The 26,278-nt window shown below is 36.1% G+C and carries 16 protein-coding genes; 2 read left to right on the forward strand and 14 right to left on the reverse strand.

The window, feature by feature from the left end; translation table 11 throughout:
- Nucleotides 1–307 precede the first annotated feature (307 nt).
- Entirely contained in the window at nucleotides 308–1,438 is a 1,131-nt protein-coding gene (locus P2W75_RS16100) for a cysteine desulfurase family protein (RefSeq protein ID WP_276381266.1), read from the forward strand.
- A gap of 292 nt (nucleotides 1,439–1,730) precedes the next feature.
- Here the strand turns inward: P2W75_RS16100 and P2W75_RS16105 are convergent, their stop codons facing one another.
- The 3 genes from P2W75_RS16105 to P2W75_RS16115 all read right to left on the reverse strand — a co-directional run bounded on the left by P2W75_RS16105 (nucleotide 1,731) and on the right by P2W75_RS16115 (nucleotide 4,061).
- The gene (locus P2W75_RS16105) at nucleotides 1,731–2,354 is read right to left on the reverse strand and encodes an NTP transferase domain-containing protein (RefSeq protein ID WP_276381267.1); all 624 of its coding nucleotides are present in this window, start codon (nucleotides 2,352–2,354) and stop codon (nucleotides 1,731–1,733) included.
- Complete coding sequence (locus tag P2W75_RS16110) at nucleotides 2,332–3,456, reverse strand: XdhC family protein (protein ID WP_276381268.1); 1,125 nt, start codon at nucleotides 3,454–3,456, stop codon at nucleotides 2,332–2,334. Before P2W75_RS16110 ends, P2W75_RS16105 begins: the two co-directional genes overlap by 23 nt.
- Before the next feature lie 143 nt (nucleotides 3,457–3,599).
- Nucleotides 3,600–4,061, reverse strand: coding sequence for a copper resistance protein NlpE (locus P2W75_RS16115; RefSeq protein ID WP_207295829.1), 462 nt, complete (start codon nucleotides 4,059–4,061; stop codon nucleotides 3,600–3,602).
- A 179-nt stretch (nucleotides 4,062–4,240) separates the two neighbouring features.
- Between P2W75_RS16115 and P2W75_RS16120 the strand changes: the two genes are divergently transcribed.
- Nucleotides 4,241–4,573 (forward strand): YegP family protein, encoded by a 333-nt coding sequence (locus P2W75_RS16120; protein ID WP_207295828.1) that lies wholly within the window; start codon nucleotides 4,241–4,243, stop codon nucleotides 4,571–4,573.
- Between the two features lie 52 nt (nucleotides 4,574–4,625).
- On the opposite strand, the gene P2W75_RS16125 is transcribed toward P2W75_RS16120, so the two are convergent.
- The 11 genes from P2W75_RS16125 to P2W75_RS16175 form a co-directional block, all read right to left on the reverse strand.
- Nucleotides 4,626–5,015, reverse strand: coding sequence for a helix-turn-helix transcriptional regulator (locus P2W75_RS16125; RefSeq protein ID WP_207295827.1), 390 nt, complete (start codon nucleotides 5,013–5,015; stop codon nucleotides 4,626–4,628).
- Between the two features lie 223 nt (nucleotides 5,016–5,238).
- Nucleotides 5,239–5,652: a hypothetical protein gene (locus P2W75_RS16130; RefSeq protein WP_276381269.1), complete on the reverse strand. Its 414-nt coding sequence runs from the start codon at nucleotides 5,650–5,652 to the stop codon at nucleotides 5,239–5,241.
- 344 nt (nucleotides 5,653–5,996) lie between these two features.
- Nucleotides 5,997–7,931 carry a family 43 glycosylhydrolase gene (locus P2W75_RS16135; protein WP_276381270.1) on the reverse strand — a complete coding sequence of 645 codons (1,935 nt, stop codon included), beginning with the start codon at nucleotides 7,929–7,931 and terminating at the stop codon, nucleotides 5,997–5,999.
- Complete coding sequence (locus tag P2W75_RS16140; RefSeq protein ID WP_276381272.1) at nucleotides 7,932–9,302, reverse strand: glycoside hydrolase family 27 protein; 1,371 nt, start codon at nucleotides 9,300–9,302, stop codon at nucleotides 7,932–7,934. It abuts the gene before it with no gap.
- A gap of 111 nt (nucleotides 9,303–9,413) precedes the next feature.
- Entirely contained in the window at nucleotides 9,414–11,837 is a 2,424-nt protein-coding gene (locus P2W75_RS16145) for a sugar-binding domain-containing protein (protein WP_276381273.1), read from the reverse strand.
- A 150-nt stretch (nucleotides 11,838–11,987) separates the two neighbouring features.
- Nucleotides 11,988–13,574, reverse strand: a complete 1,587-nt coding sequence (locus tag P2W75_RS16150) for a glycoside hydrolase (protein WP_276381274.1) — start codon at nucleotides 13,572–13,574, stop codon at nucleotides 11,988–11,990.
- A 117-nt stretch (nucleotides 13,575–13,691) separates the two neighbouring features.
- On the reverse strand, nucleotides 13,692–15,326 hold the full coding sequence (locus tag P2W75_RS16155) for a glycoside hydrolase (RefSeq protein WP_276381275.1): 1,635 nt from the start codon (nucleotides 15,324–15,326) through the stop codon (nucleotides 13,692–13,694).
- A 1-nt stretch (nucleotide 15,327) separates the two neighbouring features.
- Complete coding sequence (locus P2W75_RS16160) at nucleotides 15,328–16,929, reverse strand: RagB/SusD family nutrient uptake outer membrane protein (RefSeq protein WP_207295820.1); 1,602 nt, start codon at nucleotides 16,927–16,929, stop codon at nucleotides 15,328–15,330.
- An 11-nt stretch (nucleotides 16,930–16,940) separates the two neighbouring features.
- The gene (locus P2W75_RS16165; RefSeq protein ID WP_276381276.1) at nucleotides 16,941–19,973 is read right to left on the reverse strand and encodes a TonB-dependent receptor; all 3,033 of its coding nucleotides are present in this window, start codon (nucleotides 19,971–19,973) and stop codon (nucleotides 16,941–16,943) included.
- A 44-nt stretch (nucleotides 19,974–20,017) separates the two neighbouring features.
- Nucleotides 20,018–21,415: a hypothetical protein gene (locus P2W75_RS16170; protein ID WP_276381277.1), complete on the reverse strand. Its 1,398-nt coding sequence runs from the start codon at nucleotides 21,413–21,415 to the stop codon at nucleotides 20,018–20,020.
- 719 nt (nucleotides 21,416–22,134) lie between these two features.
- Complete coding sequence (locus P2W75_RS16175) at nucleotides 22,135–26,178, reverse strand: two-component regulator propeller domain-containing protein (protein WP_276381278.1); 4,044 nt, start codon at nucleotides 26,176–26,178, stop codon at nucleotides 22,135–22,137.
- Nucleotides 26,179–26,278 lie beyond the last annotated feature (100 nt).

Genomic DNA, 26,278 nt, shown 5'->3' on the forward strand with positions numbered 1-26,278 from the left:
AATCAACTTAAATCACAAAAAGTTATGAAATTCAAACATAACTCTTATTTAGAATAATTACAATTTCGTTTTTTTTAAACCGCAAAGGTGCAATGTTTTCGCAAAGTTCGTAAAGCATAATAAATAAATTCTCGCAAAGTCGCAGAGACGCAAAGTTTAATTCAAAAAAATAACCATATAAGCGATATAAGGAATTTTAAGTTTTTTCTTAATTGAACTTATATCACTTATATGGTTTAAAAAACTTTGCGTCTTCGCGCCTTTGCGAGATTATAAAATTGTATTTTTACTGAAATAAGCCCAAATTATGCCACAACAAGAAATCATTTATCTGGATAATAATGCCACGACTCGCGTTGACGAAAGAGTTTTGAATGCGATGCTTCCGTATTTTACTGACTTATACGCGAATTCAACGGGAACTCATTTGACTGGATTAACAGTAAAAGAAGCGGTTGAAAATGCGGCTTGGCAGGTGGCTGATTTGATAAATGCAGAAGCTGACGAAATCATCTTTACTTCGGGAGCTACTGAAGCTATCAACTTGGCAATAAAAGGTTTGGCAGATCAAAACCGAAAACATATTGTTACCGTTCAAACCGAACATAAAGCTGTTCTTGAAACTTGCCGTTTTATGGAAAGCATTGGTTTTGAAGTTACTTATTTGCTGACTGATTCTGACGGGCTTTTAAATCTTCAACTTTTAGAAGAAATAATCACCGATAAAACACTGGTTTTCATTGGAATGTTTTCTAATAACGAAACAGGTGTCATACAAAATGTCAGTGCGATTTCTAAAATTCTGAAAGATAAAAATGTACTTTTTATGTGTGATGCGACACAAGCGATTGGAAAGATTCCGGTTGATGTTAAAAAACTCGGAATTGATCTTTTGACTTTATCAGCACATAAATTTTATGGTCCGAAAGGTGTTGGCGCTTTGTATGTTTCGGCGAAAGCCAAAATCAAATTGTCTCCTCAAATTGTTGGAGGCGGGCAGCAACGAAAATTACGAAGCGGAACGTTAAATGTACCCGGAATAATCGGTTTGGGAAAAGCATCGGAAATTGCTCTTAATGAATTAGAAAAAGATCAAGATAGGATTCACCTTTTGAGAGACAAACTTGAAAAAGGTTTATTGCAATTTGAAGGTTCTTTTGTAAATGGAAATATTGAAAACCGAATTTATAACACCACAAATATTTGTTTTCCAAGCGTAAATTCAGAACAACTGATTTTGGCTTTGGGAAATATTTCAGTTTCAAATGGCGCTTCGTGCTCAGCGGTGACTTCTGAACCTTCGCATGTTTTAAAAGCAATGGGATTATCTGATGAAGATGCTTTGAGTTCGATTCGTTTTAGTTTGGGACGATTTACTACTTCTGAGGAAATTGATGTGGCTATTGAGCGTGTTTTGGATTTGGCTAGACGAATATGATTTTTTTTGCCACTAAGGCGCTAAGACACTAAGTCTTTTTTTTATCTCTCGCAAAGTCGCTGAGGCGCGAAGTTTTGTGCGATTTGAAACCTTAGCTGGATGAGAAAGGACAACTAGCGCAGGCTTTAGCCAAACTACGACATGTTTGGCTAAAGCCTATTATTTTGCTCCATAATGTACCTCCAGTTAAAACTGGAGGCAACTCATAAAAAGCTTTGCATCTTAGCGCGTGCGTGATGTTAAAAAACTTTGTCACTCTGTCTCTTTGAACCTCTGTCACTTCGAACCTTTGTCACTTATCAAAAGAAATCAACTGAGAATAATCATCTTCTGTATCGATATCAATGTTCCCTTTTTCAAAAGGAACTGCGATAACATCATCTAGATGTTTTTTAATGAGTTTTTTGGCTCCCTCCTGTCCTTTTAATTCTAGTAATTCTTGGAAATACTTTTTGTGAAATAAAACTGGTGTTCCTAATGTTTCTGAATATGCAGAAGCTGCCATTCCTTTTTGATTTTTATTTGATTCTCGAATTAAATTTTCAAAGACAGAACTCGTTACAAATGGCTGATCGCAGACCGCCAGAATACATTGTTCACAATCTGGATTAAGATGTAATAATTCCTCAATTCCTTTTATAATTGAAGAAGACATTCCGTTTTGCCAATCTGGATTAAAAGAAAACAGTATTTCTTCTGTATTAAATTCTTTTACAATTATCTCAGCTTCTGCTCCTGTCACCACAATTATAAAGGCATTTGAAACTTTAGAAGCTTGTGAAATGGTGTTTTTCAGCAGAGTTGATTCTTTATATTTCAAAAGTTGTTTGGGACTGCCCAATCGTGAAGAACTTCCGGCTGCCAAAATAATAATCCCTGTTTTATTTCGGAATTTATTCTCCATTATGAATTTCATCGTGAATTTTACCCATTTTATATTTCAAAGAAGTTCCTTCACGAGATGAAGCCACAGCTTTAATTTCAGAGATGATTGACAAGGCAATTTCTTCTGAGGTTTCGGCGCCAATATCTAAACCAATAGGGCTGTGAATTCGGTTTAACTGCTCTTCATTTATGGTAATTCCTTCTGCTAAAAGATCATCCTGCATTCGGTTGAATTTTGATTTTGGACCGAGAATTCCGATATAATGGCAATTAGTTTGCAGCAATGTCTTTAAAACAGCCAGATCATATTTGTAATTGTGTGTCATTAAAACAAAATAGGTCTGATCGTCAATGATTATATTTTCTAGAAATTGTTCTGGTTTCACGACCGAAATCTGATTGGCTTTTGGAAAACGTTTTGCTGTTGCATGCGTCGCACGTCCATCGCCAATAGTAATTTTCCATCCTAAAATAGCTGCCATTTTAACAACTGGCTGAATATCGTTTCCTGCTCCTGCAATTACAAGCAAAATGGATGGTTTTATATATTCAATCAATGCTTCATCATCGCTTTCTTCCTGAAGTTTTTTTATTGTAGAAGTCTTCGTTTTCAACACTTCTTTCACATCAGAAATCAGATTCAATGCTTCATTGTGATGATTTAAAACAGGACTGTCTTTTCTAAAAAATAAGGTTGTTCCTATTTGAGAAGCATTTCTTTTTAGGGAAAATACTGTAACAATAACAGCTTCTTTTCTTTCTGATTCTAATTGTTCTAAAAGCTGAATGGGGTTATTTTGAGCTTCTTCATCTATATATTCAAAAAGAATATGAACGATTCCGTTGCATCCAAGCTGCAAACCAACTTCGGCATCATCTTCGCTGCTGGTATTGTAGGTTACGAGTTTATTTTGTTTTTGATTGATGGAGAGAAGTGCTTTTCGCAGGGCATCACCTTCTAAACAGCCGCCGCTTATGGCTCCTGTCAGCATCCCATCTTCGGTTACCAGCATTCTGGCTCCGGGTTGTCTGTATGATGATCCTTCAACTTTTACTACGGTTGCCAAAGCTGTTTTTTTTCCTGCTGACTTTGCTTCTGTATAGGCTCTAAGGATTTCGGTGATTTCTTTCATACGTTCTTATCCATCAATAAAAATAGGTAATAATGATTTAGTTTAATGTCTAAAAATAAAAAATATTACAAACTTAAATGACTTTCCTGCGTTTAAGTTTATAATATTTTTTTGAAAGCTTATCTAAATTGTTTCAGATAACATTATTCATTTAATTCTAAAAAATAATGCAGCTGAGATTTGATTATTTTCTTATCTCTATCAAGCCTATACAGTTTTTCGGGGTTGTTGCTGTAATAACCATAGTAGATTTGTTCGGTTTGTGGTTTATCCCAGTTTAAAATATAAATAGTACCATCTTTGTCTTTGTCTAATCCTTTTTCAGTATTTAAATTCCCTTTTTCGACTATTTTTTTCTCTGGTGATTTTCCTTCGTAAATACTGGTTAATTCAAAGTTATTATCTACAATATTAACTTTTAAAACGGTTTGTATGCCATTGCAGTCGGCACACGGCAATGTTCCTTCAAAAACTCTAATCGGATCTATTTCATTATTTGTACTTACAGAATCTATAGATACGGTATTATCTTCTTCTTGGCTTTTTTTGGAATTACAAGATAGCAGCTGAAAAGCAGCGATGCATATTATAATTGTTTTCTTCATATTTTTTTGCTTCAAAAATATAAACTTTTTCTTACTTACAGAAGTTTTAAACCAAACTTATTTTACTGGAAATAATAGCTTAACAATTATTTTTTCTTACAACATTTTTTATATTATGAAGTTTTGTATTTTTATAATTAGCAAAATCAAAAATAATATCTAATTTAAAATAAACTAGCATGGGAAAATTTGTAATTACTAAAAGAACCAATGGTGAATTTCAGTTTAATTTGAAAGCTGGTAACGGCCAAACAATTTTAAGTAGTGAAGGGTACAGCACCAAAGCGGCTTGCTCAAACGGAATTGAATCTGTGAAAACTAATTCTCAAGACGATAATCGTTTTGACAGAAAAGAATCAAGCAGCGGTAAACCTTATTTTAATTTGAAAGCAAGTAACGGACAAATCATTGGATCCAGCGAAATGTACGAAAGTGTTTCTGCAAGAGAAAACGGAATTGAATCTGTAAAGAAAAATGCTCCTGATGCAGCTGTTGACGATCAAACAGCTTAAATTCTTATATACAAAATAAAAAACGAGGCCCATACGACCTCGTTTTTTCATTTTATAAACTGCCAAATTTTTTCTTGTATCGATTCAGTTCTTCTTCTGTTTTGGCCAGAAGTTTTTCGAGCAGTTTTATTTTATCTTCATAAAGTGATTTTAAAGCTTCACTATTATCTGAATTGATGGAAATATTTCCAGAATTACTATTTCCTTTGACGGTATTAAAGCTGTTAAAGTATCTCTGACTATCAAAACTAATGATATCTTCTACGCTAACTTCTAAGATTTTTGCTATTTCGACTAATTTAACGTAAGACAAAATTGTTTTTCCTTTTTCAATTTTACTATAACCTGCTTGAGTGACACCTAATTGATCTGCCATATATTCTTGAGTATAATTTTTTAACTCTCTTATACTTTTAATTTTATTTTTGATTGAAGTTGCCATAAGTTTAATTTGGGGGGCACGTATAGCTGAAACAGAACGCTGCTAAACTTACGGAATTACAGCTATATTTTTGGGTGAATAATTTTTACTGCTATTGTTGTAGGTTTTTCTAAAGCCGTAAATTTTTATTTTTTTCTTATAATAATGATAAAACCATATACAATAGCTACGATAATAAAAACCAAATCGTAATTTGAAATTTCGTTTAATAATTCATACATTGTCAGGCCGTTTTCTTAGTCTGCTCTAATATGCGTTCAAACTCAAAATTCAAATAGTCATCGATTTCTCTTCCTATAGCGGGGCGGTCTACGGGATTTATCTTTACTTTTATTTCTTTGTGGTTTGTATCTCTAACAATAACGTAATAATTGAATTCGGTATTGTTGTGAAATCGCAGGATAATGAGGAGTGTGTAACATAATAAAGCTGGAATTAGGTAATAAAGCTCCATTAAATTGGTAAATATCATACAGTAATAGGCTATTGCGGTAACTGTAATAAATGCACTGTTTTCAAAAAAGTAACTCTTTTTTCGTTTGAGCAGTCCTAATTCTACAATTTCATTAAAACTGTACTGCCAGCGCTTTGATCCATAGTGAAATTGTACCTGATCGTGGGTAAGGAAAATGAACATAATAAATAATAATTAAAAAATAAGAATCATTTAGAAGTCAAATACAACATGACGGTCTAAAAGTGTTTTTGGGGCTTAAAAAAATGTGTTTAAAAATGCTGTAATGTTCGAACAACACACCATATCGCAATATTACGGATAAAACCTATTTTTTTCCTACAAAGCAGCTTATAGAATATAACCAACGGTTGTAATTCAATCTTTTCATCAATTTTTACTTATAGTTTCTTTTTCCTATATAGCGTTTTACTTATAATAAATTCGATAGTTAAAGTAACTTATGCTCACAAAAAAAGCCGTTCCCTAAACAGAGAACGGCTTCTTCATTAAAAACTAAAATTATATTATTTGATTGCTGGAATCCCTTTATGTGTTGGGATTACCTGCTTTATGGTTCCATCTGGATTGAACTCTAATTTATCGATGCAGACTTCGCGGTGAAAACCTCCTGCATCTCCCATTTTAATTCCTGTTGGATAAGAGAATCTATGATACGTGATATACCATTCGTCTTTGTTCGGAAGTTGCAAAACAGAATTGTGTCCTGTTGCATAAATGCCTTCTGCTGGTTTTCCTTGAATGACGATATTATCTTTTGGAATTTCAAGCGGTCCTGTTGGAGAATTTGAAATTCCGTATCTCACTTTGTAATTCGGACTTCTGGTGTCGTCTTCGCTCCAAAAGAAATAATATTTTCCGTTTCTGTAAATTACATAAGTTCCTTCACGGAAAGTCTCATCAACTGCAATTACTTGAGTTGTTCCTGCTTTGATCGAAACCATATCAGGATTTAACTCCGCAACTCCCATGTACATATTTCCCCAATACAAATAACTTTTACCCGTTTTTGGATCTGTAAAAACATCGGGATCAATTTCTTGTCCGTCTTTTATGCCTTCGGGTCTTGTTGCCACAATTGCTTTTCCGCTGTCTTTAAATGGTCCAGTTGGATTATCCGAAACGGCAACTCCAACTTTTTGTGCTGCTGTGAAATAGTAGAAATATTTGTATTTCCCTTTAATCTTTTTCTCTACAATACAAGGCGCCCAAGCATTTCTGTTTGCCCAAGCCACGTCTTTTTTGAGATCGATAATGATACCTTCTTCTTTCCAATCGACTAAATTATCAGAAGAAAAAGTTTTGAAATAATAACCCGACCAACCGTCGAATCCGTCGCTTGTTGGATAGATGTAATATTTCTTTGTTTTGTTGGAATACAAAATTTCAGGATCGGCGTAATACCCTTCCAAAACTGGATTATGGTTTACTTTTGGAAGTTTTGCAGGCGTTCCCCATTTGTCTGTAATTCGCTTTAATTCAGAACGAGTTATCGGAAGAATCGTTCCATGACGCGGATTAAAATCCATTGAAATGTCATTGTCAATTACGCTGAAATTTTCTAAGTCTTTCGTTTTTGTAAATTGATATCTTCCTTTGGTGTACACATCGTACATCAAAATATATTCGTCTGAATTGTTTAGTTTGAAAACACTCGAACCTTCTACTCCATCTTTTGTCTGCTGCAGATATTTATCGTTTTCAATCCAATTTCCCGAAGTCAAATCTTTAGTAACTGCCACTTTGATTCCCGGCGTATTGGTTTCTGTTTTGTAAAAAAGATGATATTCTCCATTTTTTTCGATGATATCACCGTCGATACAAGCATTTCCTGACTTTGGAACGAATAACAATTTAGGAGCGCTTTCTAAAGCCGTGAAATCTTTATTTGCATAAGCGTAATAAATTTTATCTGGACCTCCTGCATGCTGCATGCTAAAGTAAATCATGTATTTACCTGCTTTTGCATCGTAAATAGTTTGTGGGGCCCAAACACGTTTTAAGTCTTCGTTTCCTGAAAATGCAGTTTGGATATTGACAATGCTGCTTTTCCAGTTTACCAAATCAGTGCTTTTTAGTAAAACCATGGCACGATTGCTATCCCAGCCTTTTGAAGAAGTCATATCGGTCAAAACCATATAAAATGTCTTGCCGTCTTCGCCACGCAATATATGCGGATCACGGACTCCTCCTGTAGAACTGATGATTTTACTATCTAAGATAGGTTTGTTGTTATTGAGTGCATAATAATGATATCCGTCAGTGCTTACGGCATAATTAACGGCTTCTTCTTCGACCTTATTTCCAATAAAATAAACGAACAAATACGCTGTTAAGTCTTTATCGGCAATAACGGGCGGAATTCCTTTTGCTGTATTTTGGGCTTGTAAAGGATCAAAAAGGCTTAGTATTGATACAAGGCAAAGAAGTATTCTTTTCATTTATTTTTTACTTTTTAATTGATATAAAACAGAACTGTGAGGTTTTAATTCCAGTCCGATTTCTTTTGAAGTTGATTTTGATTTTTCGCCTGTCCACATATTCAAAATTTCTGCTGAACCTGAAATTCCTATATCAAAAAGGTTTACGACAACTTTTTGCGAAGCATTATCCGAAATATTAAACAAAGCCAGATAAATGCTTCCATCTTTTGGATTTTTTGAAGTAATGGCAATTTTTCCGTCTTTCTGGAAAAGCTGTTTAACCTCGGTGCTTTGATTGTGCATTTTTACTACTTCCTTATTGGTTAATAATGATAAGGTAAAGGCATCATTACTTGGTAAATCGCCTCCAAAGAATAAGGGAGACTTGAAGATATTGAAAAATGTAATCAAAGTATATTGTTCGTCTTTTGTTAAACGTGTCATACGGTCATTGCCTCTTTCTCCTCTGATTGAAATGCGCCCTAACGGAATCATATCGCAATCTGGCCATGTTCCCGGCGCGATGTATGGATACCATTTTTGAGCAACATCCATTAAATGTGTGATATGCGGCCATGTGTCCCAAACATCATCTACCATACGCCACATATTGGCATGTGTAGATACGTGTGGTGCTGCTGAAATTGGTGTTTCTCCTGGCGATGTACTTAAAACAATTTTACGTCCGCATTTGTCAATTGCATTTCTGATTAAATTGATTTCGCCTTCGTGATACGGTCTTGATAAATCATCAATTTTAATAAAATCTACTCCCCATTGCGCATATAATTCGAAAATAGAATCGTAATATTCCTGCGCTCCTGGCTTGTCTGCAACAATGGTATAATTGTCTTTCAGCCATTCGCATTGCAGTGCTGTTGAATAAACTTGATCTGCTGTGATTCCGTTTGCTCCTTTAATTGGCAATTTGTCTTCGACCGCTTTTTTAGGAATTCCGCGCATAATATGGATTCCGAATTTTAATCCTTTTTTATGGATGTAATCGGCTAATGGTTTAAAACCTTGTCCGTCTTTTGCTGAAGGAAATCTATTAACGGCTGGAAGATATCTTCCGTATTTGTCGATTACATAACGAGGATCTGTTTGGTTGTAGCCTCCTGCTTTGTCATTTTCGACAAACCATCTAATGTCTACAACAACATATTCCCAACCAAATTTCTTGAGCTCTTTTGCCATATAATCGGCATTGGCTTTTACTTCGTGTTCTTCAACTGTTGGTCCGTAACAATCCCAGCTGTTCCATCCCATTGGCGGAGTCTGAGCCCATTGTTTGAATTCTTCTTTTTGAAATGTTTTGTTTTGAGCGTTAGTTGCAGCTGATAGAAAAAAGGCTCCTATAGCCATTGTAAGTAAGTTTGTAATTTTCATTGCGTTTTTTATGTGTGGTTTTTACACTTTAAATATAATGAAATTTTATTGTTACAGACAAAAATTAGACCTGACAGGTTTTAAAAACCTGTTAGGTCTTTTCCTGCTTTGTTATTTCACATTTACAGTAACCTCAACAGGTTTTAACCACTGGCTTGTAAATTTCACTTTTATAGGTGCTGTAGAATCTCCATTTGCTTGAATATACGCTGCAATATGTCCGTGGAAAACACGCTGTACATTGTCTGTATAATCGGTCATGTCGCTGTTGTTTCCTGCTTCCAATCCTAATAATGTTGCTGCGCCATTGATAGTGCATGTCACTTCGTTGTCTGAAAGCATTACTGGAAGTCCGTTTTGATCCTTTACCTGAACCATAATTTTAGCTACGCCTTTATCTTTGCTAATGGTGATATCTTTATCGGCAATGGTTAACTCAAATGGCTGTTGAGTAGAATTGATGGCATAACGGCTTACTTCTTTATCGGCTGCATCTAAGCCAACTGCTTCTAATTTTCCTGAAGCAAACGGAATATCCCAATAGATAATTCCCGTTTTTTCATCATACAACTTCGTTTCTCCCACTACTTTTCCATTCAATTCTAAACGGGCTTTTGCTGCATTGGTATAACAAACCACGCGAATTTTTTGTCCGTTTTCGTAATTCCATATTGCCCATGCATCTTTAGAAACATCTTTATCGTTTGTCAACGGATACGTTCCTAAATACGCCATTGGTTTATCTGACCACAATGACTGGCGAAAATAGCCTCTCGGCTTGATAACTCCGGCAAAATCCACTAAACCAGAATAAAATCCTCTTGAAGGCCATCTTCCTGATTCTCCTAAATAATCGATTCCTGTCCAAAGAAACTGTCCGAAAATATGCTTGTTGTTTTTTACTGCTAGCCAAGGTTCCATATCGTGAACATTCTCGCTTCCAAAAATTACTCTTTTTGGATATTTTTGGTGATCTGACTGATATTTGCTTTCTGTATAATTGTAACCTGTAATGTCTAAAGCGCCTGGATATTCTGTTTCATTAGACATCGCAACTCCAGCTAAACCTGCTGTTGTCGGGCGTGATTTGTCATATTTTTTAACCGCAGCCACCAAACGTTTTGCAATCGCGCCAAGACGCATCGCATCAGGAGCATCTTTTTTGTAACCTCCGTAGGCAGCTTGTCCAAATCCGTTTTTTCCCTGATCTAAAACAGGGTGCGAATACGGATCGTTTGGATAATCTACTTCGTTACCTATACTCCATCCAAAAACAGAAAGATGGTTTCTGTCACGACGCACAAAATCTTCCAGATCTTTTTCTGCCCAATCAGCAAAAATATCAAACGAACCTTCATAACCTGGTGTTCCGTAGTTCCAACCTTCTAACCATTTGCGTTTTGGGAATTCCCATTCGTCATACGCTTCGTTTAAAACTAATAATCCTAATTCATCGCATAGTTCATAAAAATCTGGTGCTTGCGGATTATGGCTTGTACGAATGGCATTTACGCCAATTTCCTTTAAGGTTTTTAATCTGGTTTCCCAAACTTCTCTCGGAACTGCAGATCCTAAAACTCCTGCATCGTGGTGCAAGCAAACGCCTTTCATTTTCATCCATTTCCCGTTAAGGGCAAAACCATTATTCGGATCGAATGTAAAACTCCTAAAACCAGTTTGCGTTACGGTTTTATCGATTTCTTTTCCGTCTTTTAAAACAGTAGTTTTCAATTCGTATAAATTTGGATTTTCTAAATCCCAAAGTTTCGGATTCTTAACATTGATTTTTGTCGAAATTTTTCCATTCTGATTGGCTGCTACCTCTACTTTTGAAGATGATTTTGCTACTGATTTTCCGTCTTTTGAGAAAAGTTCATTTACAATTGTCAGACTTGCTTTTCCTTTTGAAGCATTTTCAACCTCAACCTCAACATTCAAAATTCCATTTCCTTTATTTACTTCTGGATAGGCGTAAACCCCCCATTGCGCAATGTGAACAGAATTTGCATACACCAACCAAACATTTCTGTAAATTCCCGAACCTGTGTACCATCTTGAATCGGCACTTTGGCTGTGGTCGACACGAACTGAAATAGTATTTTCTCCACCAAATTTGACGAACTCAGTGGCGTCATAAGCAAATGAAATATAGCCGTTTGGACGTTTTCCTAAAGAATGTCCGTTAAGGAAAACTTCGCTTCTGTTGTACACTCCTTCAAAATACAAATAGACTTTTTCACCAGATTTGCTTTGCGGAATATTAATTGATTTTCTATACCAAGCAATTCCGCCTGGAAGATATCCTGTACAGCTTGCCAGAGTTGGACTCAACTGTCCTTTTACGCTCCAGTCGTGCGGCACATTTACCTGTTGCCATTTACTGTCATCAAAAGCATTATTTTTTGCATCTGGAGTTTCTTGAAGATTGAATTTCCAGTTGTCATTTATTTTTTTAGAATCTCCAAACGATATCTGGCTAAATGCCGATACGCATGAAAAGAGAAGTACGGGGATTAAAGTTTTCTTAGTTAACATTTTTTCTAAAGGTTCTAAGATGCTAAGATTCTGAGGTTCTAAGCTTCTTTTGGTTTATTACTTGTTTCTTTTGTTTCTTTTGTTTCAGGTTTCAAGTTTCAAGTTCGCTCCAAAACGTGAAACCTTAAACCTGAAACTTGAAACATTTTTTTAATATTGCAATTCTCCCACAAACGTCACTACAGACCTTGCTGGGATTTCTAGATTTCCATTTTTTTGAACTTCGGCTCTTTTTAAGTTTGATGTATCAGAAGTTACGTAAGGTATGAACTCGTTGTTTTTTAAAGTTCCTTTTGATAGATCAAATTTGTACTGCTGGGCCGATTTTCCGCAATTGACTGCCACTACAATCAGTTTTTTATTTTGAACGTCTTTGTAAGCGGTAAGCATTACATCGTTTGCTTTGTCTAATTCGTTTTGGTTCGGAACATCTAATCTAAGCATTCCTGGACGAACAAAAAGCGAATAGTTTCCTAAAGCCCAAAGCAGTTTAGAATCGTGAAATTCTCCATCATTTCTCACATAGTCTGGAGCTGTTCCTCCGTTGCTTTTTCCATCATCCAGATAAATTAAGCCGTCTTTGTAATCTACTCTAGTAATAGAAGTCCACCATTGCCATGATGCGGCATTGGCCACTGCAATATCATTATGAATTAAGCGGGCTACAAACAAAGCGGTCTGCATTCCTAAATCTCTTCCTCCGCCAGAACCTCCCGGAATTTCGGCTTCTCCTGGATTTTCTAAAATGCAGTATTCCGACTGCCAGTATTTTAGTCCCGGATTTTTTTTAATTTCGGCTGCGATTAATTTTCTGCTTAAAACCTGTCTTTCAACTGGCCAAGTTGTAAAATAGCTGTGTCCTAGAATCACATTTTTTACATTCGAAAATTTAGTAACGTTGGTTTTGGTCTTTCCAAAGAAATAATCAATTTGATTGTCTCGGTTTTCGGCATTTACATTTTCGTATAAATAATCGATTTGTGCGGCTTCAGCAATTACGATTTCGGTGCTTAGTTTTTTAGCTTTCAGTTTTTCCGAAAGTGCTTTGGTCACCTCATATATTTCTTGATTGGTTGCCGGAGTTCCTTCTTGGCTGTTGGTGTCACCGTTTTTCGGCATCCATTCCCACTGCGGTTCATTTAACGGACTCACATAATCGAATTTGATTCCTTCTTTTTTCTCCAATCCTTGAATACTTTGAACTAAGAAATCGGCAAATTTTGGAATTGCACCATCTTTTAGATTCAGTTTATTCTTTTGAGAAGCAAAAGACAATCCGTTGTTCGTCATATGCACTGGCGGACTATTGGTAAAAATCAGAAACTTTTCTACTCCGCGTTTTTTGGCCGCTTGCAGAAACCATCTTTGGCCTTCTTGTTTTGAGAAATCGTACGTTCCGTCGGCATTTAAAAAACATTCGCTTCTTCTCCATTCGTCCGAAACTTTACTGTTTTCGCCTTGTTCTGTACTTCCTGCTCCAAGATTAAATCGCCAGATCGAAAGTCCGATACCTTTTGGATTTCCCTGTGCATCGATTTCTTTGCTAAACAGCAAATCAGCAATGGCATTTTTTTTCTGTTCTGGCCAGTTCTTGCCTACAAACTGTGTTCTCCAGGCATCAGAACCTCCAAAACCGTCAATGGTTTGTACTACATTATCTGTGCTGATAGTAACGGTTCGCTGTGCAAACAACAGCGAACTTGTTACTAGTAAAAGCGTGAGATATATTTTCCTCATTTATTTTTTTGTTTTTTAACCGCAAAGACGCCAAGTTATCGCAAGGTTCGCAAAGTAAATTTTAGGCTTTTCGAACTTTGCGCTTTTTCTTTGTGTCATTGCGGTTAATTTTACATTCTACTTATAATTCCCAACATAAGTCACAACCGACCTTGCTGGAATTTCTAAACTCGCTGCATCGACCGCGGTTCCTTTTTTCAAACTTAGAGTTTCAGAAGTGGTGTAAGGAGTCAATTTATTGTCTGTAACTGTTCCGCCTGAAAGCTTTAAATTGTACTTTTTAGCCGATTTGCTGATGTTTACTGCAACGATTACCAGTTTTTTATTTACAGCATCTTTATAAGCGGTAACCATAACATTATTTAATTCGGTTGAATTGTCAATAGTTGGAATCTGTACTCTCACCATTCCTGGTTTTACGAAGAACGAGAAATTTCCTAAAGCCCAAAGCGTTTTAGAATCTCTAATGTATCCGTCGTTTTTGCAATAATCGGCGTTTCCTGCTCCGTTGCTTGCTCCATCATCTACGTGAATTAATCCATCTTTATAATCACCACGGCTGATTGCTGTCCACCACTGCCAAGACGTAACGCCTCCCACGGCAATGTCTGTACTGATGATACGTGCTGTCCAAAGTGCTAATGACATTCCTAAATCTCTTCCTGCTCCTGCTCCACCTGGCAGTTCAGCTGTTCCCGGACTTTCTAAAACACAATATTCTGATGACCAAAGACTCACTCCACCAACAGATTGGATTCTAGAAGCAGCGGCTTGTCTTGACGATACCATTTCATTTAATGGCCACGCCTGCCAGTAACTGTGACCCGAAATTGTATTCTTTACATTGCTTAAACCACTGATTTTTTTAGTAGAATTGGCGGCAAAGAAATAATCAATTTGATTGGATCTACTTTCTTTTCCTGAAACGGTTTTGTATAAAGATTCATAAGATCCTGCTTCTCCTACTACAATTTTAGCATCTAATCCTTTTGCTTGTAATTTTGGCGAAAGGATATTTACAAAGCTGTAAATATTCGCATTGGTTGCCGGAGAACCTTCTTGTCCTGAACCATCCCACTCGTATTGCGGTTCGTTAAACGGACTTACATAATCGATTGTTAAACCGTGTTCTGTTTTTAATTTGTCTAAAGATGTGGTCCAGAAATCGGCTAAATCAGGCATTTTACCATCTTTTAAATTGTAAAATTCTTTGATTGTGGCATGTGCTTTTCCATTTTGCGTTAAGTAAACTGGAGCACTATTGGCAAAAGCTAAAAGTTTGTTTACACCGCGTTCTCTTGCGGCTTTCATAAACCAGACTTGACCCGCTTGTTTGTTCATGTCATACGAAACTCCATTTGTCGTAAAACATTCGGTTCTTCTCCATTCATCGGTAATATCGCTGGCATCGCCTTGTTCTGCACTTCCGGTTCCAAGGTTAAAACGCCATAATGATAATCCAATTCCTTTTGGGTTTCCATCGGCATCTACAGCTTGACTGAACAATAAATCGGCTATTTTATTTCTTTTATCCGACGGCCAGTTTTTCCCAATAAAATTACACTGCCAAGCATCTGAAGCTCCAAAACTTTCCATCGTTTGTAAACTCATATCAAGATTTACGTTAAGGCTTGTTACGGCAGCATTTTCAGAATTTGAATTATCTGATTCAGAATCACATCCTACTATAGTGTTAGCCAAAAGCAAGCCTGCACACAGCAGACTTACTTTAGTTGTATTAAAAAACTTCATCTTAGTAATTTGGGTTTTGTTTGATTACTCCGTTACTTAAGTCAATTTCTAACTGAGGAATTGGCCACAATAGGTGTTTTGAAGGATCAAAATTGATTCCTTTGTCTTGCGGTTCTCTCAAGTTGGTAGTTTCGTAAGGGTCTGTTGAACTCTGATTGTATTTTACAAAAGTTCCGTTTGGTCCCATTAAAGATTCGATAACTGGTCTTCCGGTTGTTGGGTCTTTTTCGCGACGAATATCGAACAAACGTAATCCTTCAAAAGCTAGTTCTAAACGGCGTTCTTTATAGATTTGTCTCAATAAAGTGGGTCCAGAAATTCCTGTTTTTGGATCTAATTTTACACGCGCTCTAATGATGTTGATATCTGCTAAAGCATCTCCTCCTAAATGGTAATTGGCTTCTGCTCTTGTTAAGTACATTTCTGCCAAACGAATCAAAGGAATGTTTAGCGGAAGATGTCCATCTTTTTTATCTAAAGAACGACGAGTCGCAATCGGAATGTAATATTTACGACAGATACGTCCTGATTTATTGTCGTTTAAACTGAATTTATGCGTTGGATTTAAAACTTCATCTCCGTAAGCAGCTTCTCCCCATTTTGTAATCGTACTTCTTCTGCGGATTACGTCATTTTCAGAAAGATAGGCGTTTTCTAAATCACTTGTTGGCATACACCAACCCCATCCGTCCAAAACGTCAGCGGCATCATTACTTGGAAAGTTCTTTTTGTCTTCTCCTCTGGCACCTGATAAAGTTGGTAAGGCAGAACCTAAATCTCTATTTTGAACTGATGAAGATTGTGCTTCTAGAATAGATTCTACTCCGTTATGATTGTTTACATTCCAGATGTTTAGGAAATCAGCTTCAAGTGCAAAAGGTCCTTCTGTAATTACTTTGTTTGAATAGTTTTTTGCTTCTGCCCATTTTTCTTGAAACAGAGACACACGAGCTAACAAAGCATACGCAGCCCATTTGTTGATTCTTCCATCTTTGGCTACTGGAGCACTTTCCAATTTTGCTGCTGATTCTTTAAGATCGCTTTCAATCTGTGCATATACTGCTGCGGCTGAGCTTCTTTCTAATTTTAAATCTGCGGTTCCTAAAGATGTAGTGTACAAAGGCACTCCACCAAAAAGATTCACTAATTCGTAATAACAATAAGCACGAACAAAAAGTGATTCTCCCATATATTGGTTTTTCAGCGTTTCTGAAATTGGCGATAATGCCATTTTTTCCAAGCCAATATTAGCCGACTGAATGGTGTAATAATGTGCGGTATAAATACTATTCATGTCTCCCATATTATCAGGGGTAATCAGGTATTGTGAACTAGGTCTATGCGCACCGCTGTCTTGTCCTGTGTTTCCCATCCAAGCATCATCGGTTGACATTTCGTTGGTTACTCTTGGTGCTAGTAATGTCCACCAGTCGTTAGGAAGCAACAATCTTTTTGTTAATTCGTTTGTATAATTTTCACACTCTTGTGCGGTTTGAAAGTAGTTTTCTAATGTTTGGGTTCCTCTTTCTTCTTTTTCAATGAAATCACTGCAAGAAGCTGAAAACAGAGAGAAAGCTATGATTGATACTATAATTTTTTTCATGATCGTTTTGATTAAAATGCAACATTAAGACCCATCAAGATTGTTGGCTGTACGGGATAATTCCATCCTCCAAAACCTGATCCTTTTACTCTGTCTCCTTTATCAGGATCTCCTCCGGCCACTTCAGGGTCAACTCCTGTGTATTTTGTCCATGTCCATAAATTCTGGCCTGACAATGAAATTCTTAGTTTATCCAATCCGAATTTATTATAGAAAGAATATCCTAATTGTAAATTTTTCATACGAACGAAAGAACCGTCTTCTACATAAAGAGAGGAGAATTTGGTGTAGTTTTCGTTGTTGTCATCTTTTGACAAACGAGGAATATAATTTGAAGTTCCTTCGCCGTGCCACGCCATCTGCTCTAATCCGCTGACTTTGTTGGTTAAACTTGCTCCGTTGTATAAATCTGAAATGTTTTGGTTTACGATTTCGTTTCCAATACTTGAATAGAAGTTCGCTACTAAATCAAAGTTTTTGTACCCAAAGTTTAAATTCAGACCTACGTTGTAATCTGCCCAAGGAGAACCAATTTTTGTTCTGTCTTTTTCATCAATTTTTCCATCGCCGTTTAAATCTTTAAAACGAACATCACCAACTTGCGCATAAGGTTGTAATTTGGTTCCGTGTTCATCTGTATGTGAGTTTAATTCGGTTTGGTTTTGGAATAATCCATCAGCAACATATCCGTAAAAATATCCTGGTACATCGCCTTTTACGGTTAAAGTTCTATTTCCAGATCCGTATAGTTTCTCACCATCTGCAGAAAGCGTAAGCATTTCAACATTTACGGTTGTAAAAGTCAAGTCTACACCATACGAGAAATCGCCTTTTTTATCTTTGTATGAAAGCAATAAATCGATACCGCTTGACTGCATAGAACCAACGTTTGTCCACATCGTTGAATATCCTGGGAATCCGCTGTAGGTTGGAAACTGTTTTAAGAACAACATATCGTGGGTTTGTTTTTTATAATATTCCAATGAACCTGAAACTTTGTTTTTCCAAAATCCGAAGTCAAGTCCGAAACTCATATCTTCAACTGTTTCCCATTTAATGTCTTTGTTCGCCATTGAAGAAGGATAAGAAGTATCTACCACTTGTCCGTTGATTACATAATATCCTTGTCCGATATTCGATTGATACACAGCATTTGGTAATCCTTGGTTTCCTACTTTACCCCAACCTGCTCTTAGTCTAAGATCGCTTACAAAATCTTTAGCTGATTCCATAAAACCTTCGTTTAAAATTCTCCAAGAAACCGATGCCGATGGGAAATTTGCCCATTTGTTATTGGTCATGAATTTAGAAGAACCGTCACGTCTAAATGTTCCTGTAAAATAGTATTTACCGTCGTAGTTATACGAAAAACGCGAAATATAAGACATCAACGAACTTGACCAGCTGTTTCCTTTACTGTCTTTGTTTTTAGTTGCTGCATTCAGCTCTCTCATGGAATCAGAATTGTTTGGAACTCCTTCACCATATCCCCAAAGATCATTTCCGTTGTATTCTTCCATCGTGTTACCTACCATTAAAGAGGCATTGTGTTTTTGAGCAAATGTTTTAGAATACGTAATGGTGTTCTGCCATGTCCAATCAACATTTGTTGTATTCCATTTTTGTACATTATTGATTTCTTGTTTTTCATGCGCTGCATCAATTACAAAATCTGGGGTAAATGAGTTTCTTACTTTATCTCCCACTTCAACAGATGCTTGAGTACGAATTACCAAACCTTTGATTGGTTCGTATTGTAAATATCCGTTTGTGTTTAAATTGTATTGATCTGTGTAATCATCGTATCTTTTTACTGCTGCAACCGGATTCCAAATATATGATGGAGATCGTGCATAAATGCTGTATTCGTTTTCAGTTCCGTTTAACTGATCGGCTGGTTTGTAAATTGGCGTAATTGGATCAATTTTATCAAAATCAGCCCAGTTTCCTGGCTGTCCCCAAGTTTCGTAACGCGGGTTTAACGTAATACCTGCTGAGAATTTATCTGAGAATTTAAAATCATTCGCAATTCTCATGGTGATTCTTTCCCATCCGCCTATGCCGTATATAGATTCAGAATTGTAGTAATTTAAGCTTACGCCAAAAGTATGTTTTTCTGAACCTCCTGTTATTCCTAAAGAGGCATTGGTAACTGGTGTTCCCGTTCTGATTCCTGCTTTCCACCAATCCGTTGTTTTTCCTCTGTATTGAGAAGGATTTGGCAGATAATCTGAATAACCCGAATTGTTATACGCTGTATTCATGATTGATGCGTAACCTTCGGCATCAGCCATATTATACGGATTGTTCATGATCTGCATACCGGAACTCAAATCAAAATTGAATCTGGTTTTACCCACTTTTCCTTTTTTGGTTGTAATTAAGATAACTCCATTTGAAGCTCGTGAACCGTAAATGGCACTTGCCGAAGCATCTTTTAAAACTTCCATCGATTCTATTTCATTGTTGCTTAAGAAGTTGATGCTGGTTCCCATTGGAATTCCATCCACCACATAAAGCGGATCTGTATTTAAGTTTAAAGTCGAAATACCACGAATTAAAACTCTTGGCTGCGCGCCCGGACCACCTTGACCTGTAACCTGAACTCCGGCTACTTTACCTTGAAGTGATTCTGTTACGTTACCAACGGTCATGGTTTGAAGTTCTTTTCCTTTTATAGAAGAAATGGAACTCGTTACGTCGCTCTTTTTCACGGCCGCATAACCTACCACCACTATCTCATCTAATGCTTGGCTGGATTCTTCAAGGATTACATTAATTTCTGTCTGCTCGCCTACGTTTTGTAATTTCGTTGTAAAACCTACAAAAGAGAATTCAAGCTGTGCATTTTTGTTTGGAACACTTATCGTATAATTCCCGTCAAAATCAGTTGCTGCCGATGATGCAGTTCCTTTTACAATCACGTTAACTCCCGGAATTGGCACATTGGCTTTATCCTTAACCGTTCCTTTTATTTTTATTTGTCCAAAGGATACCGCAGTACACAAAAGGGCAATAAAAAATCCTATATATTTGAATTTCATAGTATGCTATTTTTTGATTAATGTTATAACAGCGTCATAACCCATTATTTTTTGGTAATAAATACCCTTTCCAATTCGGTGTCCAGAACTACTTTGTAAACTCCAGGAGCGGCTGGATATTTAGCATTTCCATTTTCACCTGGTGACATAGTGGCAATACCGTTTTTAATCAGCCTCCATGATGGATCCCACCACTGGCCTGTAAAAGTCGCTTCTAAAGTTCCTGTCAACGTATATTCGCCCACTAATTGATATGGATTATTAGGATTGTTTGCAAGGTGTAAGCTTTTTTGAGTCCACGCATCCCAAGTATCCCAAGTTGCTCCTTGAATTCCGCCACCGCACACACTTACAAATGGTCTTCTTTGTGCAGCATCATCATGCCATAAACCGTTTGCCACGTCTGCCCAAACTTTACTTGTTGGTGTGTATTTTTCGACAGTGTATTTTAAAGTATTTGGATTTACTTTGATTTTGTAATATCCTTTTGTTGGTAAAATAATAGGTGCCGAAGCGACATCATCTGTTAATTCTCCTGAAGTATTTAAACCGAAACAGTGCGGTGCAAAATCAGATTCCTGACCTAAGAAGAAGATTTCTTTATTGTCTTTATCAGCATAATATTTGAATTCGAAATCTTGTCCGCTTTTTTCGTGGAAATACATCGGAACTCCTACTGCATCTGTTGTAAGATTAGTACCCTTTGGCTGATCGCATAAGTAAATTGCCGGATATTCGTTTGTAGCCACAATATTTACATTTAACGTTCCTGTGTTCGGAATCGCAAATTTATCTTTTGCTGTAATCGTTAAAACGTAATCAGCAGCAGTTACAGGCAAAGTATAGGTTTTATTGAAGGTGTATGATTGTGGAGAATCAGCTAATTGAATCATTTCATCAATTCCTAAAGCTTCACATTTTACCTGAATATAATCGATACCAGAATCGTCGTTTACTACAAAATTTACCGGCATTTGATTACTCGTTGATAGTAAGATTACTGCTCCTTCTTTTGGTGTTACCATCGAAATACTTGGCGCAGCAAATTCTCCGTCAAGACGTAAGTTGATTTCTTCATTTACGGCATTTCCAGAAACATCTGTAATCGTTAATTTTATTTTGAAAGCTTCAGAAGTTCCTCTGCTTGACGGAACTTCAAAAAAGTAACTTAAATCGTAGGTTTTTAAAAGTGGATCTGTTGCAAAAGTGATTACTTTATTAAGTGATAATTCAGGAATTTGAATCTGAACACTTTTTAATCCTAAGTCATCTGCAAGAGCCGCTTTGATTTCAAATTTCCTGCTTGGGGCACCATAAATTTCTTTTGTCGATACCACCACCGTAGGATTATCAGAACTAGGAAAATCTGAATCGTTACTTTGACATCCTGTAAAGAGAATGGCAAAAAGGGCAAGAAAAAATAAAAATAGATTTTTTTTCATTTCTTTAATTTTAAGGTTAGGTTTAGTTAGTTGTCTTTTTAAGACGTAAAGTTTGTTTGCGTTTGTAGGTTATTCGAGTTTTGATGCTTTCTTATTTATGTGGGGCAAAACAGAAAGCAAAAGTGGTTATTGGATTGTTTTCATAAGTATGGAAGTCTGTTTAATGGTTTGGTTGTTTTATTTTTTGTATTCTTTTTTCTTTCTTCTTTCTTCTTTCTTCTTTCTTCTTTCTTGTCTCCTCTTTATTCTCTCCTATTTATTCTTTCTTCTTGATATCTATCCTTTTTCAGAATTAGCTTTTTTTGTTTTGAAACCCGCAGCTGAAACCGCGGGTTTGATAAGTAATATTGTAAAACCAACTCTTACTACTTAGTTTAAAGAAGGCTCAATTCTTTAAACTGATAAACACTTATCTTTAAAACAAAAACACTTATTAATTAATTCCCATAACAAACCTTAAATTGGTTATCGGTATTGCAAAGAAATGTTTAATTCACACTTTTAAGGAGGGGTAAATTGGAAAAAAAAGGAGGTCAAAATTGCAATTAACTATTATTTAGAGTTAAAAATTAACAAATACGAAAAAATAACAGCATATTTTTACACAATACACAATTAGCATTTTAAACGCCGACTTTCGAACTCAAACGTTAGAGTCAAAAAATCGGCGTGTTGTATTTGATTAAAAAGCAAAGGAAAAATCTAAATTCTAATGGAGTTTATTTGATAATATTCAAATCAGAGTTAAATGAACTCTTGTACTTTTTAATATATTCTGATGGAGTCATCCCGAAAAGTTTTACAAACTGCTGTCTGAAATATTTTGGGTCTTCAAATCCAACTTCGGAACTGGCTTGTGTAATATTCATGTCTTCTGTAAGCATTAACATCGCCGCTCTTCTAATCCGGACAGAACGAATAAAAGCATTTAAAGTCTGTCCTGAAATGATTTTGATTTTAGTATACAGCGTTCTGTGGCTCATACCCATTTCGAGTGCGAAGTTTTTAATGGTGAAATCTCTTTTGTGAATATTGGCTTCGACTATATCGATACATTTCTTTAAGATTTCCTGATATTCTATAGGCACTTTCTGTGTGTTTTCTTTCAGCGTAATGCTGTCTAAGAAATACGTACGCAGATTGTGCCGGTTTCTTAATAACGATTCGACACGTGCTGTGAGAATATCATCATCAAAAGGTTTCGTAATATAATCATCAGCTCCTTCATTGATTCCCTGCAAATGAGTTTCGGGATTTTTAGATGCCGTTAATAAAATAACCGGAATATGAGATAAGGCATTATCTTCTTTAATTTTTCGGCACAATTCCAAACCGTCCATTTCTTCCATTGTAATATCACTTATCACAAGATCGGGCATGTGTTTTTTGGTCAGTTTTAAACCGTCTTCCCCATTTTCGGCACTGTACACGATATAATTCTCCGAAAATAACTTAATCAAATACGCTCTTATTTCGGCATTATCATCGATAATTAAAACGGTGCGTTTCTCAGTAAGCATGATCTGCTGGAAATCACTTTCAGCCGTATTTGAAGTTGAAACCGAATTGATTTCTTCAATTTCATCTGGAATTAATTCGTCAAATAACTGGCTTCTCTGCGGTTTGTCGTTTATAATTTCAATATCTTCAAAATGGCTGTTTCCTTTTAAAAAGGCAAGTTTAAACGTACTTCCCTTTCCCGTTTCACTCGTACAGCTTACGGTTCCTTTATGTTTGTCGACAAAGTATTTGACGATGTAAAGTCCAATTCCGAAACCGGTTCCAACCGAAACTTTAGAATTGATTTGTTTGAATTTTTCAAAAATAACATCAATATCTTTTTTGTCGATTCCGTCGCCATTGTCCGATATTTCTAGGAAAACTTCATCATCGTTTTCGGTAAGTGTTAGTTTTATTTCACCTCCAATTGGTGTGTATTTGAAGGCATTCGACATTAAATTAAATAAAGAAATTTCTATTTTTTCATAATCCCCAATAATCGTGATTTCGTGTTCTGGAATGGTAAATCCATAATTGATGTTTTTTTCTTTTGCTTGATTGACAAAACATTGATACACTTCATTACACAGATTATTAACGTTAATTGGAGACAAACGCAGAGAATCGGCATCGTTTTCGGCTTTTCTAAACAATAACAATTGATCTACCAGACTCAAAAGTCTTCTGGCGTTACGATGTGCTATTGCCAAATCGCTTCCAGATGATCCGTTTTCGACATTTTCTTTCTGAACGGCTTTTTTCAACGGATTAATTATCAGCGAAAGCGGTGTTCTGAATTCATGCGAAATATAGGTAAACATCGACGACTGTTTTTCGGCTATCTCTTTTTCTTTTTTACTTTCCAGTTCGGCGATTTTCACCTTGTATTTTAGTTTTTCTTTGTTTTTATGATAATCCAAATACACGAATAACAATCCGGCTGTCGCCAAAAAATACAAAGTATACGCCCACCAGGTCCTGTACCACGGCGGCAAGACTTCTATAGTTACCAAACTGACTTCTTTGTTCCAGCCTCCTTGAAAATTGGTCGTTTTTACTTTAAAAGTGTATTTTCCTTCTGGAAGTTTTGAGTAATTGGCTTTTCGGGTCTGGCCGACATAACTCCATTGTTCATCCCATCCATCTAGAAAATAGGCGTAATTAATTTTGTCGGCATTGTTATAATCGAGTGCGACAAATTCTAATGATAATGTCGTTTGATCATACGCTAGGCTAACATCTTTTATTTTATCTGAATCGGGGTCAACTTCGGCTTTGCTTTCTTCAATAGGCTGATTGTTTACATAAAAATCCGTCAGCAAAACATGATTTTTCTGATTGAATCCTTTGATTTTTTCTGGGAAAAAGATGTTGAAACCGTTTATACCGCCAAATAAAAATTCTCCCGATGATAATTTGATTCCGGCATTAAAACTAAACTGATTGCTTTGTAAACCATCATTTACCGAAAAATTACGGAAGGTTTTTCGTTTTTTATCAAACTTGCAAATGCCATTGTAAGTACTCATCCAGAGATTTCCTTCTTTATCTTCAAGCAATCTCAAAACGGTATTTGACGGAAGTCCGTCATCTGTTGTTAGTCTTTTAAAGGTATTATTTTTTCGGTCAAATAAGACCAAACCGCCTTCTTGTGTTCCAAGCCAGAGGTTTTTGTCTTTGTCTTCATGAATACATCGAATTGGGTTTCCAATAACTGTTTTATGGATTTTTCTGGTTTCTTTTTCAATTGAAATCAACGAAGTATAATTTCCGCCCCAAAGCTTTCCGTCACTGGTTTCTGTAAGTGACTGCAGGTTGTTTATATTTTTATCAAAAAGTACAAAGTTGTTTTGGGAACGATCAAAAAGATATAGCGAACCTTCGTTGGTCGCACTTGCCCAGATATTTCCTTTTGAATCTTTATAAACAAACCAAATGTTTTTTTCTACCTGTTTTGTATACGGATTGTAACACGAAAACTGAGTAATCGTATTGCTGCTTTTATTAATTCTATTGACGCCGCCTGCCCAAGTTGACAACCAAATATCGTTATTATTGTCGCGGACAATTCCAGTTATGAAATGACTCGAAAGTGTTGTATTGTAATTGGTGTACGTATTATTTTTTCGGTTCCAATATTTTAAACCTGCGCCGTCTGTACCAATCCAAACGTTGTTTTTTTCATCTTCGCAGAAAGATAAAATAAAGTTTTCCGCTGGCTCTTTAGCGTTGTATTTAATGTTTTTGAAATATTTTGGCGTATCGCTCAACATACTGATTCCGCCTCGAAGCGAACCAAACCATTTGTTGCCAGATTGATCTTCGTATAAACTCCAAACTGAATTACTTTTGGCAAGTTCTGTTCCTTTTGAAATATTGTACGGAATTGTTTTTTTAAGACTTACATTGACGTAAAAAATACCGCATCCATCTGTTGTCAGCCAGACTTCACCTTTTTTATCTACCAAAATATCAGTAACACTGCATTTGCTGGAGAAGTAATTATTTGAAACGCTTCCGTTTTGAATGCTGAGCAAAAAAAGACCTTCATCTGTTCCTAGCCAAAGATTTCCATCGGGAGCCAATTTCATTGATTTTACGCCCATCGAAAGCGGAAAAACTACTTTTAGATCTTTTGTTTTGTAATGATAACTGCATACCCCAACATTTCGGACGTAAATCCAGCAGGCATTTTTTTGTTTGTTTTCTTGAATGGCAATTGCATCGTAATTATTGACGCTGATTCGGTTGCCTAAAACAGTCAGCGGAATTTGCTTTCCAGTAAAAGAACCATTTTCAAAAACAATTAAACCTAAATTTTGAGAAGCGACCAAAACCAGATTTTCTGATACTGAACGCATTTGATGAATGATATCTTTTAACGATTGAGGTTTTTTATTTTGGGAAATATATTCAACCGAATGAAAAGTCCCTGAAGATTTACTGTAAATACTGACACCATTTGTTCCGCCAACCCAGATGTTTTTTCGAGAGTCGCCTTCGATGTTGTAAATGGTATTGAATAAAAGCGATTTTTTGTCGTTGATGCGGTTTCTAAAAACTTTGAAATTGTAGCCGTCATAACGGTTTAGTCCATCATACGTTCCGAACCACATATAGCCTTCACTGTCTTGAAAAATGGTTGTAACTGAATTATTAGAAAGACCATCTGAAATATCAAGAAACTTTATGGGATAATCTTGTGAATATCCTATCGAAGAAAAACTTAGTATCAGCAGAAAATAGAGAACAAAACGCTTCAAAACACACTTTTTTATATTCTTGTAAAAAGTACAATTATAAGCTAATTTTATAAAATTTTAGAATAATGAATGTAGAAATGATGGTTTTCGTTTGGTTTTT

This window comes from Flavobacterium sp. H4147, from assembly GCF_029360735.1.
Classification (GTDB): Bacteria; Bacteroidota; Bacteroidia; order Flavobacteriales; family Flavobacteriaceae; genus Flavobacterium; species Flavobacterium endoglycinae.

What these genes read in the sequence shown, in the direction of transcription:
- P2W75_RS16100 (WP_276381266.1), top strand. Translation starts at nt 308, where the DNA reads ATGCCACAACAAGAAATCATTTATCTGGATAATAATGCCACGACTCGC.
- P2W75_RS16105 (WP_276381267.1), bottom strand. Translation starts at nt 2,354, where the DNA reads ATGAAATTCATAATGGAGAATAAATTCCGAAATAAAACAGGGATTATT.
- P2W75_RS16110 (WP_276381268.1), bottom strand. Translation starts at nt 3,456, where the DNA reads ATGAAAGAAATCACCGAAATCCTTAGAGCCTATACAGAAGCAAAGTCA.
- P2W75_RS16115 (WP_207295829.1), bottom strand. Translation starts at nt 4,061, where the DNA reads ATGAAGAAAACAATTATAATATGCATCGCTGCTTTTCAGCTGCTATCT.
- P2W75_RS16120 (WP_207295828.1), top strand. Translation starts at nt 4,241, where the DNA reads ATGGGAAAATTTGTAATTACTAAAAGAACCAATGGTGAATTTCAGTTT.
- P2W75_RS16125 (WP_207295827.1), bottom strand. Translation starts at nt 5,015, where the DNA reads ATGGCAACTTCAATCAAAAATAAAATTAAAAGTATAAGAGAGTTAAAA.
- P2W75_RS16130 (WP_276381269.1), bottom strand. Translation starts at nt 5,652, where the DNA reads ATGTTCATTTTCCTTACCCACGATCAGGTACAATTTCACTATGGATCA.
- P2W75_RS16135 (WP_276381270.1), bottom strand. Translation starts at nt 7,931, where the DNA reads ATGAAAAGAATACTTCTTTGCCTTGTATCAATACTAAGCCTTTTTGAT.
- P2W75_RS16140 (WP_276381272.1), bottom strand. Translation starts at nt 9,302, where the DNA reads ATGAAAATTACAAACTTACTTACAATGGCTATAGGAGCCTTTTTTCTA.
- P2W75_RS16145 (WP_276381273.1), bottom strand. Translation starts at nt 11,837, where the DNA reads ATGTTAACTAAGAAAACTTTAATCCCCGTACTTCTCTTTTCATGCGTA.
- P2W75_RS16150 (WP_276381274.1), bottom strand. Translation starts at nt 13,574, where the DNA reads ATGAGGAAAATATATCTCACGCTTTTACTAGTAACAAGTTCGCTGTTG.
- P2W75_RS16155 (WP_276381275.1), bottom strand. Translation starts at nt 15,326, where the DNA reads ATGAAGTTTTTTAATACAACTAAAGTAAGTCTGCTGTGTGCAGGCTTG.
- P2W75_RS16160 (WP_207295820.1), bottom strand. Translation starts at nt 16,929, where the DNA reads ATGAAAAAAATTATAGTATCAATCATAGCTTTCTCTCTGTTTTCAGCT.
- P2W75_RS16165 (WP_276381276.1), bottom strand. Translation starts at nt 19,973, where the DNA reads ATGAAATTCAAATATATAGGATTTTTTATTGCCCTTTTGTGTACTGCG.
- P2W75_RS16170 (WP_276381277.1), bottom strand. Translation starts at nt 21,415, where the DNA reads ATGAAAAAAAATCTATTTTTATTTTTTCTTGCCCTTTTTGCCATTCTC.